The organism is Rohdeia mirabilis (assembly GCA_007750655.1).
In the GTDB taxonomy this organism is placed as follows: Bacteria; Planctomycetota; UBA1135; order UBA1135.
Genome location: CP036290.1, coordinates 4,197,675 through 4,214,378 on the forward strand (window position 1 = coordinate 4,197,675; position 16,704 = coordinate 4,214,378).

Annotated in this window: 11 protein-coding genes; 6 read left to right on the forward strand and 5 right to left on the reverse strand. The window is 70.7% G+C overall.

Annotated features, from left to right (window positions below; genetic code table 11):
- Positions 1-137 precede the first annotated feature (137 nt).
- On the forward strand, positions 138-845 hold the full coding sequence (locus Pla163_RS15585; RefSeq protein ID WP_145190564.1) for a response regulator transcription factor: 708 nt from the start codon (positions 138-140) through the stop codon (positions 843-845).
- Between the two features lie 369 nt (positions 846-1,214).
- Entirely contained in the window at positions 1,215-3,698 is a 2,484-nt protein-coding gene (locus tag Pla163_RS15590) for a HEAT repeat domain-containing protein (protein WP_145190567.1), read from the forward strand.
- A 132-nt stretch (positions 3,699-3,830) separates the two neighbouring features.
- Here Pla163_RS15590 and Pla163_RS15595 read toward each other — a convergent pair whose 3' ends face one another.
- Positions 3,831-5,867, reverse strand: coding sequence for an ATP-dependent helicase (locus tag Pla163_RS15595; RefSeq protein WP_145190570.1), 2,037 nt, complete (start codon positions 5,865-5,867; stop codon positions 3,831-3,833).
- A gap of 177 nt (positions 5,868-6,044) precedes the next feature.
- On the opposite strand from Pla163_RS15595, the gene Pla163_RS15605 reads away from it, so the two are divergent.
- Entirely contained in the window at positions 6,045-6,716 is a 672-nt protein-coding gene (locus Pla163_RS15605; RefSeq protein WP_145190577.1) for an alpha/beta hydrolase, read from the forward strand.
- Between the two features lie 1,045 nt (positions 6,717-7,761).
- On the opposite strand, the gene rpmB is transcribed toward Pla163_RS15605, so the two are convergent.
- Positions 7,762-8,064 (reverse strand): 50S ribosomal protein L28, encoded by a 303-nt coding sequence (gene rpmB, locus Pla163_RS15610; protein ID WP_145190580.1) that lies wholly within the window; start codon positions 8,062-8,064, stop codon positions 7,762-7,764.
- Between the two features lie 301 nt (positions 8,065-8,365).
- Here rpmB and Pla163_RS15615 point away from each other — a divergent pair, with 301 nt between their 5' ends.
- Both Pla163_RS15615 and Pla163_RS15620 read left to right on the forward strand, forming a co-directional pair.
- A complete protein-coding gene (locus Pla163_RS15615) occupies positions 8,366-10,870 on the forward strand; it encodes a prolyl oligopeptidase family serine peptidase (protein ID WP_419186009.1) in 2,505 nt (834 codons plus the stop codon).
- A gap of 4 nt (positions 10,871-10,874) precedes the next feature.
- Positions 10,875-12,521, forward strand: a complete 1,647-nt coding sequence (locus tag Pla163_RS15620) for an FMN-binding glutamate synthase family protein (protein ID WP_145190586.1) — start codon at positions 10,875-10,877, stop codon at positions 12,519-12,521.
- A gap of 18 nt (positions 12,522-12,539) precedes the next feature.
- Here Pla163_RS15620 and Pla163_RS15625 read toward each other — a convergent pair whose 3' ends face one another.
- From Pla163_RS15625 to Pla163_RS15635, 3 genes are all read right to left on the reverse strand, one after another.
- On the reverse strand, positions 12,540-13,445 hold the full coding sequence (locus tag Pla163_RS15625) for a LysR substrate-binding domain-containing protein (RefSeq protein ID WP_145190589.1): 906 nt from the start codon (positions 13,443-13,445) through the stop codon (positions 12,540-12,542).
- Between the two features lie 313 nt (positions 13,446-13,758).
- Entirely contained in the window at positions 13,759-15,177 is a 1,419-nt protein-coding gene (locus Pla163_RS15630) for a vWA domain-containing protein (RefSeq protein ID WP_145190592.1), read from the reverse strand.
- Between the two features lie 245 nt (positions 15,178-15,422).
- Positions 15,423-15,860, reverse strand: coding sequence for a hypothetical protein (locus Pla163_RS15635; protein ID WP_145190595.1), 438 nt, complete (start codon positions 15,858-15,860; stop codon positions 15,423-15,425).
- Between the two features lie 49 nt (positions 15,861-15,909).
- Here Pla163_RS15635 and Pla163_RS15640 point away from each other — a divergent pair, with 49 nt between their 5' ends.
- Complete coding sequence (locus Pla163_RS15640) at positions 15,910-16,650, forward strand: RNA-binding domain-containing protein (RefSeq protein ID WP_145190598.1); 741 nt, start codon at positions 15,910-15,912, stop codon at positions 16,648-16,650.
- Positions 16,651-16,704: the final 54 nt, after the last annotated feature.

A 16,704-nucleotide genomic window follows, 5' to 3' on the forward strand; every position in this document is an offset into this window, starting at 1 on the left:
TCGGGCGCTGGCCGAAGTCGGCGTCCGGACGCCTGGCGCCGCGCTCGACGGAACCGAGTCGAAGTAGGCTCTGACGGCCGACGCCGCACGGACGAACGAAGGGGCCGCCGAGCCCCCCCACCGCTGAACACGCTGCAATGAACGCGAAGCGACGCATCCTCGTGGTCGAGGACGAAGAGAGTCTGGTGACCGGGCTCGAGTACGCGCTCGGAAAGGAGGGCTACGAGGTGGACGTGGCGCGCGACGGGCGCGCGGCGCTCGAGCTGCTGGCGACGAGTGCGCCCGATCTGGTGCTGCTCGACGTGATGCTGCCGGGGCGGTCCGGGCTCGACGTGCTGAAGAGTCTGCGGCGCGACGGACGCACGGTGCCGGTGATGCTGCTCACCGCGCGCAACGGCGAGGCCGACGTGGTGCAGGGGTTCGATCTGGGCGCCGACGACTACGTGACCAAGCCGTTCAGCCTGGCGGAGCTGCTCGCCCGTGTGCGGGTGCGGTTGAAGAGCGCCGATTCGAACGCGGCCGACACGCCGAACGAGCTCGTGATCGGTCCGGCGCGCGTACTGCTCGCCGAACTGCGCATCGAGGTCGCGCTGCCGGACGGCACCACGCGCACGAGCGACCTGTCGTTGCGCGAGGTCGACATGCTGCGGCTGCTCTGGCGCGAGCGCGGCAAGCCGGTGACGCGCGAGCGCTTCCTCGACGAGGTCTGGGGCCACGACACGTTCCCCACGACGCGCACGGTGGACCAGCACGTGGTCAAGCTGCGGCAGAAGCTCGAGGCCGACCCGAAGGCGCCGGTGCACCTGTTGACGGCCTTCGGCGTGGGCTACCGGCTCGAGGTGTAACCCTCGTACGGTGTCGCACACCACTGGGGTGGTCGACCCGAAAGAAGTACCGCAGCAATCCGACCAAGCGCGTCGGCTCTCCCGCGGACCGACTCCGCCGTCGGCGGCTACCGCGAGGTCGGCTCGTGCGATCCTCGCCTCTTCACGGGCGCCCGTGTCGAGGCCGAGTTTGCTGCGGCACTTCCTTCGGGTCGACCACCCCAGTGGTGTGCGACACCGTACGAGGGTTCACAACCTTTGACATCCGGCGCGCGAGGTGGTGACAGGACAAGGGACGAAGAAGCGTCTTGTGGGCTCCGACGCGATCGGGCGTTCCCCGGCCGATCGGGGGACGCCGGCGCGCAACAGCCCGAGAGAGAGACCAGCACCATGAAGACTCACACGACGCATCGCTTCCTCGGCCTCGCCCTGTGCCTGGCCGCGAGCCCCGCCGCCAACGCGACGGCCGCCCAGACGCTGGCGCCCACCAGCCTGATCCCGCTGCACCTGACGCCGCGGGTCGAGGCACCGCGGGCCGCGACGCGCGCGACCAGCGCCCAGGACTCGCCGCGCGACCTGCTCGAACGCGCGCACTACGCCGAGGACCACGAGCACGATCTCGCCGCGGCCAAGGCTGGATTCGAAGCGGCACTCGCCGCCGCGCGCGCCGCCAAGGATGCACCGCTCGCGGCCGAGGCCGAAGCCGCTCTGCGCGCCGTGCGTGTGCGCCTGGGCGAGATCGAGGACGAAGCGCCGGCGCCGAGCGAGGAGACGCTCGATCGCATCGCGGACATCCTGGTCCAGGTCCACAATGGCGTGACACCGTGGGAGAAGCTGGGAGAGGACCTGGCGTTGTACGGCGACACCGCGGTGCAGGTGCTCGCGCGCCTCCTCGCGGCGCCGGAGGGCACCATGGTCGCCATCACGCCGGACTTCTCCATCGTCGCCCCCTCCAGGTTCGCCGCCTCCGCGCTGGGCACGATCGACTCGCCGGCCGCGCGTGCGGCGACCCTCGAAGCCTTCCGGTCCGAGACCGACCCGGTGCTGCGGCGCACGCTCGCGCAGTCGAGCGGCGCAGATCACCTCGAGCTGCACTACGCCAGTGCACAGGATCCGGTCGAGGCCATCCGCGACGTGGGTGGGTCCCGCCTGTTCCAGCTCGTGCAACGCGAGCGGAACACCTTCATGTCCGATCCGCGTCTCGGAGGCGATCCGCGCCTCGTCGAGATCGCCGTCGAACGCGCGCGCGCCGGACGCGGCGAGTGGGCCCAGATCCTCGCCGACCTGGCGCCTTTCGTGGCCCTGCGGGAACTGGGCGAACCGTTGCCAGGGAGCATCGGCCAGGCCATCGCGGGGCGAGTCGGCTACGCCGGGAGTACGAGCGTGGCGAGGCTCGACCCGACCGAACTGCGACGCTATCTCGAGATCTGGAGCGCACCCGCGAACGATGCCCAGAAGTCCGCGGCCCTGAACGCCTTCACACGGCAGTTCTCGTACTTCCAGCTGAAGGACCTGTGGGCCGCGAACCCGACCTCCGCGACCCGCGACGCGATGAGCGCCCTCGCAGCCGAGTACCCCCTGTCCGCGACCGCGCCGGTCCTGCCCTTCGTCGGCTTCGAGCGAACGGTCGACGTGCTGTCGAAGCTCGAGGCGCGCGGTCACGTCCTGGACGAGCGCGAGTCCGTCGCCCTGCGAGCCGAGCTCGACACGCTCACGAGTCCCGATCCTGGTGGGCAGGTACCGAGCATCGAAGACTTGGGACGTCTCTTCGACGCGATCAGCGCCGTCACCAACTGGAGCGGATCCGAGCAGGCGACGAGCGCCGCCGTGTACTGCTTCACGGGCTTCGCGCAGTTCTCGGCCAGTGAGTCGAGTTTCGTGCCGGTCACGGTCCGGATCCAAGGGTTCGACGCCGTGCAACTCGATCGCAACGCCACTCAGATCGGTCGCTTCGCCGATCGCCTGGCTGGAGCCGTCACCCAGTCCCAGTTCCGCCTCGAGACCGTTCCACCTTCCCTCGCGTGGTTCGGAAACTGGATGCTCGAGAGCGGAGGGGGTCGGCAGATCGAAGCCGCCGCTCAGATTCTGGAGCGGAGCGCTGCGGTCGGCGGACTGGACGTGGTGTCCCGCATCCTGATCCCCCGTTGGGAGTCCGGCGAGATCAGCCGTGACGACTTCAGCGACGCGCTCCAACGTCTGACGTCGCTGAGCGAGCGATCCGACCGCGACGGAACTGTGGCGTTCCTGCTCGAGCGGGCCCGTCCGTTGCTGCAGGAGGATCCGATCGGGACCATGGCTGAGGAGTTCGTGGCGGCCGCCATTCGCCTCTCGACCGAGACACGGCATGCGTTCCTCGACGGTATCGAACCGCTGCTCCAGACGCCCGCTGTGGCCGAGTTGGTCGCCAGCCGCCTCAGGTACTACCTGGCCGGCGCGCGCGACCTGCAGCGGCTGCTCGAGGCGGTCCAGGCCGCGCCCGAGGAGAACTCGAGCCTCCGGGCGGATGCCATCTGGAGGCTCGGGAACGCTCTGTACGAACCCGCGATCGACCTGATCGGCGAGGCACTGCGGTCCAGCGAACCCGCCGTACGCGAAGCCGCGCGCAACACCCTCGAGCAGTTCCGCCAGCAGCGCGAAGCCCTCGAGGAGTTCGCCCGCTGGAAGCGTGCGAAGGACGAGGCCAAGGAGACCACCGACGCGCTCGTGGCCCTGCTCGCCAGCACCGATCGCGACGTGGTGCTCGGCGCCGTCGAGGCCTTGGGGGCGGTGCGCGCGAAGACGGCGCTGCCGAAGTTGGTCGCGCTGCTCGCCCGGGACGACGACGAGCTGAAGACCGCGGTGCGCACGGCGATCGCGCGCATCGGCGGCGAGTAGTCGATCGTCGGGGTGATCGGTACGGCGTCAGGCACGCAGGTGCCACCTGCCGCCGACCTCGCTGCGATTCGCAGCGACGTGGCGCGGCAGGTGGCACCTGCGTGCCTGACGCCGTACCGATCACCCCGACGATCAGCGTCGCGCGCGCTTCTTGCTCGAACGCTTCTTCGAGGCCCGCTTCTTCGCGTCGAGCCCGTCCTCGCCCTTCACCGCCATCCCACCGGCCTGCCAGTCGGCGGGCGGCTCGCGGTCGGCGAGCTCGAAGAAGAAGCGGCTCGGGTGGCACTGCGCGCGCCCGCCACCGCGCGGACGCTCGGTGCAGTAGGACAGGACCAGCCGGTCGCGCGCGCGCGTGATGCCCACGTAGGCCAGGCGCCGCTCCTCCTCGACCGTGTCGTCCTGGATCGCGCGCGCGTGCGGCAGGACGCCCTCCTCGAACCCGACCAGGAACACCTGCCGGAACTCGAGCCCCTTCGCGGCGTGCAGCGTCATCAGGTGCACCGCGTCGCGCTTGTCCTTCTCGTCCTTGTTCGACTCGGGGCTGTCCATCGCCAGCTCCTGCAGGAAGCGGCGCAGGCTCGGCTTCTTGCGGCGGCGCGAGTGGTTCTCGGCGAAGCGGATCAGCTCCTCGATCGCCGCCATCCGCGAGGCGCGTGTCTTGTCGTCGGGATAGGCGCGCCCGATCTCGCTCTTGTAGCCGACGCGCTCGACCAGTTCCCGCACCGACTCGCCCAGCGCATCGTTGCGCACGCCGGCCTCCCACTCGCGCAGGGTCAGGCACAGCTGTGCTCCAGCGTTCGCGGCCGCCGGCTTCAGGTCGCCGAGCCCCTTCTCGAAGGCTTCGAAGAGCGACACGCCCGCCGCCGCGGCCGCCGCCATGGCCTTGTCGAGACTCGTGTCGCCTAGCCCGCGCGTCGGCCGGTTCGCGATGCGCAACAGCGACACGTCGTCCTTGCGGTTCGCGGCCGCGCGCATGTACGCCAGCACGTCGCGGATCTCCTTGCGATCGAAGAACGACGGTCCGCCGATCAGCACGTACGGCATCGCGCGCGTGCGCAGCTGGGCCTCGAAGGCGCGCGGCTGCAGCGACGTGCGGAAGAGGATCGCGAAGTCCCCGAAGTTGAGGTCCGCGAGCTGCATCTGCTCCTTGATCTGCAGGCAGACGGTGTCGGCCTCCGCCGCTTCGTCCGCCGCCGCGAAGGCCTCGAGCGGCACACCGTTCCCACGCGCCGCACGCATCGTCTTCGCGTGCCGCACCGGGTTGTTGCGGATGACCTTGTTCGCCGCGTCGAGCACCTGGTGCGTCGAGCGGTAGTTGTCCTCGAGCTTGACGATCTTCGCGCCGGGGAAGTCCGTGCCGAAGGCGAGGATCTTCTCGACGCGCGCACCGCGCCACCCGTAGATCGCCTGGTCGTCGTCCCCCACCGCGCAGATGTTCCCGTCCTTCGACGTCAACGCCAGCAGGAGCTCGTACTGCGCCGCGTTCGTGTCCTGGTACTCGTCGACCATGACGTAGCGCAGCTGCTGTTGCAGCATCTGGCGCAGGTCGTCCTGTTCGTGCAGCAGCTTGACCGCCAGCACGAGCAGGTCGTCGAAGTCCACCACGCGACTGCGCCGCAGCCAGACCTCGTACTTGGCGTAGGACTCCGCGACCAACACGTCCTCGTCGTCCTTCGCCCGCTGGAGCGCGACCTCCGGCGTCACGAGGTCGTTCTTGAACAGGCTGATCTTCCCGTGCACGTCGCGCAGGATCGAGCTGGGGTTCGCGATGCCGAGTTCGCGCAGGATCTGCCGCAGCCCCGACGCCTGGTCGCCCGAGTCGCACAGCCCGAACTCGTCGCCGAGACCCGCCAGTTGGCTGTGGTCGCGCAACAGGTTGAGCCCGAAGGCGTGGAACGTGCCGAGGTTCACGTCGCCACCGGGCGGGCCGGCGATGGCTTTGACGCGCTCCTTCATCTCGCCGGCGGCCTTGTTCGTGAACGTCACGCCGAGGATCGACTCGGGGACGACGCCGCGCGCGAGCAGGTGCGCCGTGCGGACGGTGATCACGCGCGTCTTGCCCGATCCCGCGCCGGCCAGCACGAGCAGCGGTCCCTCGGTCGTGAGGACCGCTTCGCGCTGTGCGGGGTTCAGGCCCTCGATGGCGGTGCGCAGCGCGGAAGAAGACATGGGCGAGCAGGATAGCGGGTGGCCCGCTGCCGCTGGCCGGTCGCTCGGCCTTTCTGGGAGCGCGCCGTCGGTGTGGGCGACCCACTGCGCGCTGGGCACGGAGCCCCACGGGAACCTGCGCGACTCGCGCGCCACGACACGCGCGCCCGCACCGCTTCGAACACTAAGATCGCGCCGATGGAAACGCCCACCGTGACGTGCATCGAGGTCGAACCGAAGGTCCCTGCGACGCGCGCCGTCATCTGGCTGCACGGACTCGGTGCGGACGGCCACGACTTCGAACCGATCGTGCCGCTGCTCGGCCTCGACCGCGATCCGGCGACGCGCTTCGTGTTCCCCAACGCGCCCGTGCGCCCGGTGACCGTGAACGGCGGCATGCAGATGCGCGCCTGGTACGACATCTTCGGGATGGACTTCCACAAGCGCGAGGACACGGAAGGCATCGCGGAGTCCACGCGCATCGCCGACGCGTTGATCGCGCGCGAGAACGAGCGCGGCATCGCCACCGAGCACATCGTGTTGGCCGGCTTCAGCCAGGGCGGAGCGATCGCGCTGCACGCGGGTCTGCGCCACCCAGAGCGTCTGGCCGGCATCGTGGCCCTGTCCACCTACCTGGTGCGCGCGAACACGCTCACGGCCGAGGCGTCGCCGCAGAACCGCGAGACGCGGATCTTCCAGGGCCACGGCACGCACGACCCGATGGTGGTGTTCGAGCGCGGCACCACGGCGCGCGACACGCTGACCGAAGGCGGCTGGCCGGTGGAATGGCACCAGTACCGCATGCAGCACAGCGTCGCCCCCGAGGAACTCGACCACATCGGCGACTTCCTGCGGCGCGTGCTGGCCTGAGGAAGCACCGGCGGGCGTGGCGCGCCGCTGCGGCTCGCGACACCGAGCGGCGCCAGCGGCACCACGGCGTCGCCCCGCCGAGGAACTCGACCGCGCGCCCGCCTTCCTGCGGCGCCTGTTGGTCCGAAGCAGCACTGGCGGGCGTGGCACACCGCTGCGGCTCGCGGCACCGAGCGGCGCCAGCGGCACCCCGGCGTCGCCCCCGAGGCACTCGACCACGCGCCCGCCTTCCTGCGGCGCCAGTTGGTCCGAAGCAGCACTGGCGGGCGTGGCGCGCCGCTGCGGCTCGCGGCACCGAGCGGCGCCAGCGGCACCACGGCGTCGCCCCCGAGGAACTCGACCACATCGGCGCCTACCTGCGGCGCGTACTGGCCTGAGGAAGCACCGGCGGCCGAGGCGTGCCGCTGCGGCTCGCGGCACCGAGCGGCGCCATTGGCAGCACAGCCTCGCACCCGAAGAGCTCGACCCGCATCGGCGACGAACTGCGGCGCGTAATGGCCTGAGGAAGCACCGGCGGCCGAGGCGTGCCGCTGCGGCTCGCGGCACCGAGCGGCGCCATTGGCAGCACAGCCTCGCACCCGAAGAGCTCGACCCGCATCGGCGACGAACTGCGGCGCGTAATGGCCTGAGGAAGCACCGGCGGTCGATGCGTGCCGCTGCGACTCGTGGCACCGAGCGGCGCCACTGGCACCGCAGCCTCGCCCCCGAGGAACTCGACCACATCGGCGACTTCCTCCGGCGCGTGCTGGCCTGAGGAAGCACCGGCGGTCGATGCGTGCCGCTGCGGCTCGCGGCACCGAGCGGCGCCATTGGCACCACAGCGTCGCCCCCGAAGAGCTCGACCACAGCGGCGTTCACCTGCGGCGCCTGTTGGCGTGGACGCGCACGGCACGTCCGTCTGGAGCGAGTGACGCGCGTGCTGCTCGCCGCTGCACACACGGCATCTCGATGCAGTGCTTGCTGCGAGCCGCCCCCATGAACGCCGAACGGCGCGCCAACCCAGTCGGGTGGCGCGCCGTTCGGTGCGAGAAGCGAACCGTTCGGCTCAGCCTTCGGTGCGCTCGGCCTTCGGCTTGCGGGTCGCCTTGACGAGCGGGAAGCGCATGGTCTTGCCGCCTCGCTCGAGCTCGATCATGCCGCGCTTGATGACGCTCGTCGCGAGCTTGAGGCGCTCGACGGTGCCGTCGGGCATCACGCAGCGAACCGTCTGCAGGTTCGGCTTGAACGTGCGCTTGGTGTGGCCCGTGGTCTTGAGACCGACGCCGCCCTTCTTCTTGGGCAGACCGCGACGGGCGATGGAGCCACCCGAGTGGGTGCGCTTGCCGGAGGATTCACAGACGCGGCTCATGGTCGATTGGTCGTTCAGGGGCTCGGGTCGGAGCCAGGTTGGACACGCCGGGGGCCGGGTCGGCCGGGCGATTCGGCCGCAGAAGGTAGCAGCGCGCTCGGGCGGCGGCCAGACCCCAGGGGCAGAAGTGAACGGGCGCGGGGCGGTGAGGCGCGGCCGGACGGCTGATCGTCGGCGCGCTGGCCCCTGAGCTGGACGGGAATCTGCCGGGCGGGCGCGACCCCACCCGTCGGGGCGCCCGAACCGAGCCCCCGGCGCTCCGATGGCGACGCGGAGGCCCGCTGGGCGCAGAATGCCCGCCATGAGGACCCACCGCACGCCCCAAGTCGCTGCTCCCGCCCACGCCGCCCGCTCGCCCCTGGCCCTCGGCGCCCAGATCCTCGGAGCCCTGGCCCTGCTCGCGGCCTGCGGCTCGACCGACGGCGCGCGCCAGAGGGCCGAGTACCCGGCGACCCGGACCCAGGACCTGACCGAGGTCTTCCACGGGACCGAGGTGGTGGATCCCTACCGCTGGCTCGAGGGCGACGTGCGCACCGACCCCGAGGTGGCCGCGTGGGTGCGGGCCCAGGACCAGGTGGCGCGCCGCTCGCTGGCCCGCATCGACGAGCGCGACGCCATCGCCGAGCGGCTCGAGGAGCTGTGGGACTATCCGAAGGTGAACGCGCCCGCCCGCCACGGCGAGCACTGGTACAGCTGGGTGAACAGCGGGCTCGAGGCGCAGTCGCGGCTGGTGCGGGCGTCGCTGCCAGAGTTCCTCCTCGACTGGGAGGCGAACCTCGAGATGACTGACTTCACCGATAGCGACGGTCGCGACGAGATCGGGTTCGACGTGTCGCCCGATGAGCCGACGCTCGTCGAACTCGTGCTCGATCCCAACCTCCTTTCCGAGGACGGCACGGTCGCGTACTCCGGCGGCGCCTTCAGCCACGACGGGCGCTACCTCGCCTACGGCACGAGCGCGTCGGGCTCGGACTGGAAGGACTGGCAGGTGCTCGACCTCGAGACGCTCGCCCCCACCGGCGATGTGCTGACCGGCATCAAGTGGGGCGGCGTGTCGTGGATGCCCGACGACTCGGGCTTCTTCTACGCGCGCTACGACGTGCCCGAGGAGGACAAGTTCACCGCGCGCGTGACGGACCAACGCGTGTGGTTCCACCGGGTCGGGACGCCGCAGTCGGACGACCTGTTGATCCACGAGCGACCGGACCAGCCCGAGTGGAGCTTCTCGCCCCGGGTCAGCGACGACGGGCGCTGGCTCGTGCTGCACATCTGGATGGCCGGCAACGACAACCAGGTGCACGTGTTCGACCTCGAGAACGCGAGCGCGACGCCGCTCGCCCTCGTCGACCAGTTCACCGCCGACTACAGCTACGTCGGCACGGCGCCCACGGGCGAGCTCCTGCTGCGCACGGACCAGGACGCACCGAACGGCCGCGTGCTCGCCGTGGATCCGCGCACCGAACCGCCGACGTGGATGGAGGTCGTTCCCGAGCGCGAATGGCGACTCGAGGGCATCGACGAGGTCGGCGGGCGGCTCGTGGCCGAGTACCTGGCCGACGCGTCCTCGCGCGTGGTGCTCTACGACTTCGTCACGTCCCAGGAAGAGGTGGAGACGAGCGACGAGGTGGCCGACGCACCGAACGCGTCCGAGGACGCCGCGACTGCGGCCGCGACCGATGCCGACAGGAGCGCCGTCGCCGCGAGCGCTGACGCGACTTCCGAAGGAGCCGCGATCGGAGGCGACGCGACGGACTCGGCCCCCACCACCGCGCTCGGTCCGCTCGTGCTCGAAGCCTGCGTCGAGGGCCCGACGGTCGAACTGCCGGGCATCGGATCGGTCGGCGGCTTGACCGGCGACACGGACGCGACGGAGGTGTTCTTCGCGTTCTCGAGCTTCGCGACGCCCGGCCAGATCCATCGCCTGGACCTCGCGACGGGCACGACGGAGCTCGCGCACCAGGACGGTCCGAAGGGACTCGATCCCTCCGACTACACGGTCACGCAGGTCTGGTACGAGTCCAAGGACGGCACGCGCGTGCCGATGTTCCTGTGCCACCGCGCGGGCCTCGAACCGGCCACGGACGGTCCGGGCGAGCACCCGACGCTGCTGTACGGCTACGGCGGATTCGACGTCTCGCTCACGCCGGGCTTCAGCGTGTCGCGCCTGGTCTGGATGGAGATGGGCGGCGTCTTCGCGATGCCGAACCTGCGCGGCGGCGGCGAGTTCGGCGAGGCCTGGCACAGCGCCGGAACGCGCACGCGCAAACAGAACGTGTTCGACGACTTCATCGCGGCGGGCGAGTGGTTGGTCGCGAACGGTTGGACGCGGCCGGACCGACTCGCGATCCAAGGTGGCTCGAACGGCGGCCTGTTGGTCGGCGCGTGCCTGATCCAACGCCCCGACCTGTTCGGCGCCTGTCTGCCCGCGGTCGGCGTGATGGACATGCTGCGCTTCCACCTCTTCACGGCCGGGCGCTACTGGGTCGACGACTACGGGTCGGTCGACGTCCCGGAGGAGTTCCAGGCGCTGCTCGCGTACTCGCCGTACCACAACCTCGAGGACGGCGCACAGTACCCTGCGACCCTGATCACGACGGCCGACACCGACGATCGCGTCGTCCCCGGTCACTCCTTCAAGTTCGCAGCGCGCATGCAGGCGGCCCAGGGTGGTCCGGCTCCGGTCCTGTTGCGCGTCGAGTCGAGCGCCGGTCACGGAGCCGGCAAGCCGACGGCGAAGCGCATCGCCGAGGCGGCCGACCTGTGGGCCTTCCTGGTCCGCGAACTCGACTTCGAACCCCGGCTCTAGGCCCATGCTGCTCCCCTTCCTGTTGATCTCGCTGGGCGTCTTCGCCGCCGTCGGCCTCGCGTCGCTGGCCTGGGCGCCGGCCGCCTGGCTGTTCGTGCTCGTCGTGCCGCTCTTCGTCCTGGGGATGTGGGACGCGCTGCAGACGCGCAAGGCGGTGCTGCGGAACTTCCCGGTCATCGGGCACTTCCGCTATCTGTTCGAGATGATCCGGCCCGAGATCAACCAGTACTTCGTCGAGTCGGAGACCGACGGGCGGCCGATCGACCGCGAACGGCGCTCGATCGTCTACCAGCGCGCGAAGGGCGTGCTCGACACGTTGCCGTTCGGCACGTTGCGCGAGGTCTACGACCCGGGGTACGAGTGGCTCGACCACTCGCTCGCCGCGCACCACGGCAGCGTGGTGGAGCCGCGCATCACGATCGGTGGACCGGACTGCAAGCAGCCCTACTCCGCGTCGCTGCTCAACATCAGCGCGATGAGCTACGGATCCTTGTCGGGCGCCGCGATCCGCGCGCTCAACGGCGGCGCGAAGGCCGGCGGCTTCTTCCACAACACGGGCGAGGGGGGCGTCAGCCCGCACCACCTGGGCCCCGGCGGCGACATCTGCTACCAGGTGGGGACGGGCTACTTCGGCAGCCGCGGAGCCGACGGGACGTTCGACCCGGACGCGTTCGCGAGGACCGCGTCGCAGCCGGCCATCAAACTGATCGAACTGAAGCTCAGTCAGGGCGCCAAGCCGGGACACGGCGGCATCCTGCCCGCGGCCAAGATCACCGACGAGATCTCGGCGATCCGCGGCGTGCCGAAGGGCGCCGACGTGCTGTCACCGCCGTCGCACAGCGCGTTCGACGGCCCGCGCGGACTGGTTCGCTTCATCGCACGCCTGCGCGACCTGTCGGGCGGCAAACCGGTCGGCTTCAAGCTGTGCGTCGGGCACCCGGCCGAGTTCGTGGCCATCTGCAAGGCGATGGTCGAGACGAACATCACGCCCGACTTCATCAGCGTCGACGGTGGCGAGGGCGGCACGGGCGCGGCGCCGCTCGAGTTCTCCAACTCGGTCGGTTCGCCGCTGACGGACGGCCTGGTCCTGGTGCACAACGCGCTGGTCGGATTCGGCCTGCGCGAGCGCATCAAGATCATCGCCAGCGGCAAGGTCATCACGGCGTTCCAGATGGCTCAACGACTGGCCGCCGGTGCGGACATCATCAACTCGGCGCGCGGCTTCATGCTGAGCCTGGGTTGCATCCAGGCGCGGCGCTGCAACTCGAACCACTGTCCGGTCGGCGTCGCGACGCAGGATCCGGGGCTCGAGCGCGGACTGGTCGTCGCGGACAAGCAGGTGCGCGTCGAACGCTGGCACCGCGAGACGGTCGAAGCCCTGTGCGAACTGCTCGGCGCCGCCGGGATCGAACACCCCGACCACCTGCGTCCCCACCACATCCACCGCCGGCTCTCGCACGACCGCCACGCGACCTACGCCGAGATCTACGAGTGGCTCGAACCGGGCCAGTTGCTGAAGTCGCCGCACCCCGAGCGTTGGGCCACGTGGATGGCGACGTCCTCGGCCGACTCGTTCGTCCCGGCGCCGATCGGGACCTGGAAGGGCAAGGAAGGCGACCCGGAGGCCGAGATCGAGCTGGCCGCCAACTGACGGCGCGAGGGCGGCGCGCTACTTCGGCTGTCCAGCGTCGTACAGCTGGACGATCTCCTCGCCGAGCTGCTTGAACTCGTCCGCGCGCGAGCTGCCCTTGCGCCACACCAGTCCGATCTGGCGGTGCGGAACGGGCTCGGCGAACGGGCGCACGCGGACGCCGCTGCCTTCGCGCGCTTCGACGCCGATCGCCAGCTCGGGCAACAGCGTGAGGCCGAGTCCGCCGGACACCATCTGCGACAGGGTGCCGAGACTGGTCGCGCGCACGCGCATGGACTCGCTCGCGCCGCTGCGTCCACAGATGGCGAGCGCCTGGTCGCGCAGGCAGTGCCCGTCCTCGAGCAGCAACACCTCTTGATCGCGCAGGTCGTCCTCGGTCACGGCCTTGTGGTCGAGCAGTTCGTGCTCCTCCGGCAGCGCCAGCCAGAAGTCGTCGTGGAACAGGAGCTGGCTGTCGAAGTCGCCGCTGACGGGCAGCGCCAGCATCAGCACGTCGAGCTCGCCCGCGTTGAGGCGCTCGACGAGCACGTTCGTGAACTCCTCGCGCAGGAAGAGCCGCAGCTTGGGTCGCGTCTCGCGCAGGCCCGGGAGCACGCGCGGCAACAGGTACGGCGCGACCGTGGGGATGACGCCCATGCGCAGGTCGCCGGTGAGCGGCTCGGTCGCCGCGCGCGCCGAGTCGGCCAGACCGTCCACCTGGTCGAGGACCTGTCGCGCGTGGGCGACGGCCTCGCGCCCGGCCGAGGTCAGGAGGACCCGGCGGCGGTTGCGCTCGAAGAGTTGGATCCCGAGCAGTTGCTCGAGCTGCTGGATCTGGGCCGAGAGGGCCGGCTGGGTCACCGAGCAGTTCTGGGCGGCCTTGCGGAAGTGGAGCGTCTCGGCGACGGCGACGAGGTACTCGAGCTGGCGGATGGAGGGGCGCATGGGGGAAAGGTAGGCTGGCTATCACAGACCTGCAACCAATCACCCTGATCGATCAGAGAGGCGGCGGGGAGCCGCTCCGTGGGGCTCGGGGCCCCCTGGCGGCTCCAGGCGTGTCCGAGCGCCGAGCGAACCGAGGAGTCCCCCGCCCCCCCCGGCACGCCCGCCCCGGGGGCTAGGACCAGCGCGAGGTGCCGACGGTGGCGGATTCCCGCGCAAATCCGCCGACGGGGCCGACCCGCCCCCGACGAAACGGGGCCCGGCGGCCTCTCGACCGCCGGGCCCCGTCGGGACGTCCGTGGAGTCCGCGAGGGTCTCACATGCCGACGACGTCGAAGCGCACTTCGAAGCTGTCGCCGAGGCCGGCCGAGCCGTCGAACCAGCTGAAGATGCCCGCGGCGTTGCCGTAGGCCTCGCTGCTCCCGCCCAAGGTCACGCGCACGCCGTTCGACATCTGCACGGCGTTCGTCGGGAACGCCGCCTCGTTGTGCATCGCGACCTGGAAGTAGACGTCGAGACCAGCGAGCTCGGGCACCGCCGGGATCTGGAAGGTCGGGACCACCGACTCGGTCACGTTGAACGTGACCAACGGTTGCACCAGCAGCTTGTCGGTGTCGTTCTGGAACAGGAGTTTGTTCTTCGCGGCGAGCCCGACGAACAGCTGGCACATGGTCTTCGTCACCTGCTTGGTCGCGGTCACCTGGGTGCCGTCGGCCGCCGTGGCCGTGGCCTCGACGACGTTGATGCCGAGCAGGTCGAGCTCCTGCAGGATCTCGACGTCGTTCAGACACAGCTCCAGCGCCTCGGGACCGTTCGCCGTCAGAACTTGGTTGCCGTTGACCGAGACGACGATGCTCTCGATCGACGTGCTGCCTGCGTTCGGCAGCACGGTGGTCAGGTCACCAGGATCGGCGACGTTCGTGCACGTCCCGCCCGACACCTCCGCGAGACGGTCGAGGATCTGGCCGGGAGCACAGAGGTCGCCCGGTCCGATGCCGAACGTGTTGATGCGGACGCCGTACTGGTTCACCAGAACGTTGTTCGCGAGGTTCTCCAGGAAGTTCACGCTGGTGCTGCCTGCACCATTGGGCTGGCCGTCGGAGATGAAGAACATCAGGTTCACCTCGCCCGGAGCCTGGAGCGCGAAGGCTCCGGCAGCAACGTTGATCGCCGCCTGGTAGTTGGTCAGGGGTCCGACGTCGAGAGGCGTGAACTGACCGACGATCCCGTTCGAATCCATGGAGCGCAGGACTGTCTCGAACTGGTTCGGAGTGCCGAGGTCCGGGGGAGAGATCCACACTTGGGTGCCCGCCGCAGGATCCAGGTCGCAGGTCGCTGCGCTCACTCCGAAAGCGACGATTCCGAGATCGACGTTGTCGTTCGAACCGAGCGACTCGGCGAGGCTGACGAGGCCTTCGATCGCCGCGTCGATGCGCTGGTTGTTGATGCCGTCCCCGTTGGCGTCGCCGAGGCCCCCGCCGGGGATGTTCTGCCCCATCGACCCGGACAGGTCCACGACGAACAGCACGTTGACGTTCAGGTCGGCGGCCGGACCGAGCGTGGCGCAGGCGTCCACGGTGAACGAAGTGGCGCCCTCGTTCAGGACGTCGTCACAGCTGATCTCGACGGTGAGCTGTTGACCGGTGTTGGTGATGCCCGAGTTGGGGTTCTGGGCGAGAGCAACGGGACTGAGCAGCAACGTGCCGAGTCCCGCGGACAGTGCGATCGAACGCATGAGCAGATTCCGGGGGGAAGTGCTCGCCTCCTCTTTCTGGGGGGTGCCGGGGAGATCGCGTGGACGGGCAGGGAGCGCGGCGAGCAACGCCCCGGGTCCACGTGGCGGCGAGCGAGGATCCTAGCCTCCACCCGTCATCGCGGGGCGATTCCAACCTCGGCCGCTCCCAGCAACCGCCCCGAGCGCCGTGCTCCGCCCGCGCGCGAGCCCGAGCCCCGGCGCACCGACCTCAGCGCGCACCGACCTCAGCGCGCGTCGCCCGCGGCCGGCTCGACCTCGGCCGGACGCGCGAACAGGCTCAGCACGAGCCAGGCGGCGCACAGGCCGGCGCCGACGAACAACCAGGTCCCGTGGTCGCGCAGGCCGCCGGTCACCATCGGCGCGCCGGCCAGGAGGAAGAAGACGCGCAGGCCCCACAGGCCCAGTCGCTGCCCACCGGCCGCCATCAGGGACAGTGCCCCGGCGGCGAGCGACGCGGTCCACAGCCAACCCGCTCCACCGATCGCCGCGGGACGGTCGCCAGCGACGACCAGCGTCCAGAGCGAGAAGCCCGCCAGCACCACGGCCGCCAGCACCCCGCCCGCCACCGACACCTGCCACATGAGCGGGTGCCGAACACGCGGCGCGGGCTCGTCGGGGAGCGTCTCGCCGGTCTTCGGATCGTGGGTGGCCGCGTGATTCACGAAGGGGCTATCGGCCCGGGACGGCCGCCGCCTTTACGTTGGCTGGCCCATGGCGCCTTCCTCCACGGCCGGACCGGCCCCCGACTTCGGCGAGCGGCGCGGCGAGCAGCCCGACGGGTCACCCTGCGGTCCCCGCCCCGATCTCGCGCTCGGCCAGGAGGTCCGGAACCGGATCGCGTCCGGCGAAGGGCGCCGGCTGGAGCTGAAGCGCGGACTCCCCACCCACGGCAAGGTGGCTCGGACCCTCGGCGCCTTCGCGAACGGCGTCGGCGGGCTGTTCGTCGTCGGCGCCGAGGACGACCTGACGCTGGTCGGTGTGCCGGACCCCGGAGCCACCCTGGCCGAGCTCGCGACCGTGCTGCGGGACGACCTGCGCCCGACGCCCCGCGCGCGGACCTGGATCGAGTTGGTGCCGAACGGGTCGGGTCGCGACGTGGCGCTGGTCCTCGCGTGGGTGCCCCGGTCCGAACACCTGCCCCACCGCGCGCGCCAGAGCGACGGACAGTGGGAGATCTGCGAGCGACTGGCCGCGTCGACGCGCCGCTGCGAGCCGTCGGCGCTCGAGGCCGAACGGGCGCGCACGGCCCCGCTCGACGCGGACGAGCAGCGCGTGCTCGCGTGGATCGAGCGCTGCACCCGGGCCGCTCGACCGGCGCGGACGACGACCGCGCGCGTGGCCCGCGCGACGGGGCTCGCGCGCTCGCGGCTGAGGCGCGCGCTGCACCGACTCGAGGCCGGCGGTTGGATCTTCGGCTGGGGCGCGGGCGACGTCCGACGCCGCAGTTGCTGAGAGAGGATCGCGGCCCCGCTCGGTAGGGTGCGCGCCCGGCGGCCGCGCGCCCCG

What these genes read in the sequence shown, in the direction of transcription:
- Pla163_RS15585 (WP_145190564.1), top strand. Translation starts at nt 138, where the DNA reads ATGAACGCGAAGCGACGCATCCTCGTGGTCGAGGACGAAGAGAGTCTG.
- Pla163_RS15590 (WP_145190567.1), top strand. Translation starts at nt 1,215, where the DNA reads ATGAAGACTCACACGACGCATCGCTTCCTCGGCCTCGCCCTGTGCCTG.
- Pla163_RS15595 (WP_145190570.1), bottom strand. Translation starts at nt 5,867, where the DNA reads ATGTCTTCTTCCGCGCTGCGCACCGCCATCGAGGGCCTGAACCCCGCA.
- Pla163_RS15605 (WP_145190577.1), top strand. Translation starts at nt 6,045, where the DNA reads ATGGAAACGCCCACCGTGACGTGCATCGAGGTCGAACCGAAGGTCCCT.
- rpmB (WP_145190580.1), bottom strand. Translation starts at nt 8,064, where the DNA reads ATGAGCCGCGTCTGTGAATCCTCCGGCAAGCGCACCCACTCGGGTGGC.
- Pla163_RS15615 (WP_419186009.1), top strand. Translation starts at nt 8,366, where the DNA reads ATGAGGACCCACCGCACGCCCCAAGTCGCTGCTCCCGCCCACGCCGCC.
- Pla163_RS15620 (WP_145190586.1), top strand. Translation starts at nt 10,875, where the DNA reads ATGCTGCTCCCCTTCCTGTTGATCTCGCTGGGCGTCTTCGCCGCCGTC.
- Pla163_RS15625 (WP_145190589.1), bottom strand. Translation starts at nt 13,445, where the DNA reads ATGCGCCCCTCCATCCGCCAGCTCGAGTACCTCGTCGCCGTCGCCGAG.
- Pla163_RS15630 (WP_145190592.1), bottom strand. Translation starts at nt 15,177, where the DNA reads ATGCGTTCGATCGCACTGTCCGCGGGACTCGGCACGTTGCTGCTCAGT.
- Pla163_RS15640 (WP_145190598.1), top strand. Translation starts at nt 15,910, where the DNA reads ATGGCGCCTTCCTCCACGGCCGGACCGGCCCCCGACTTCGGCGAGCGG.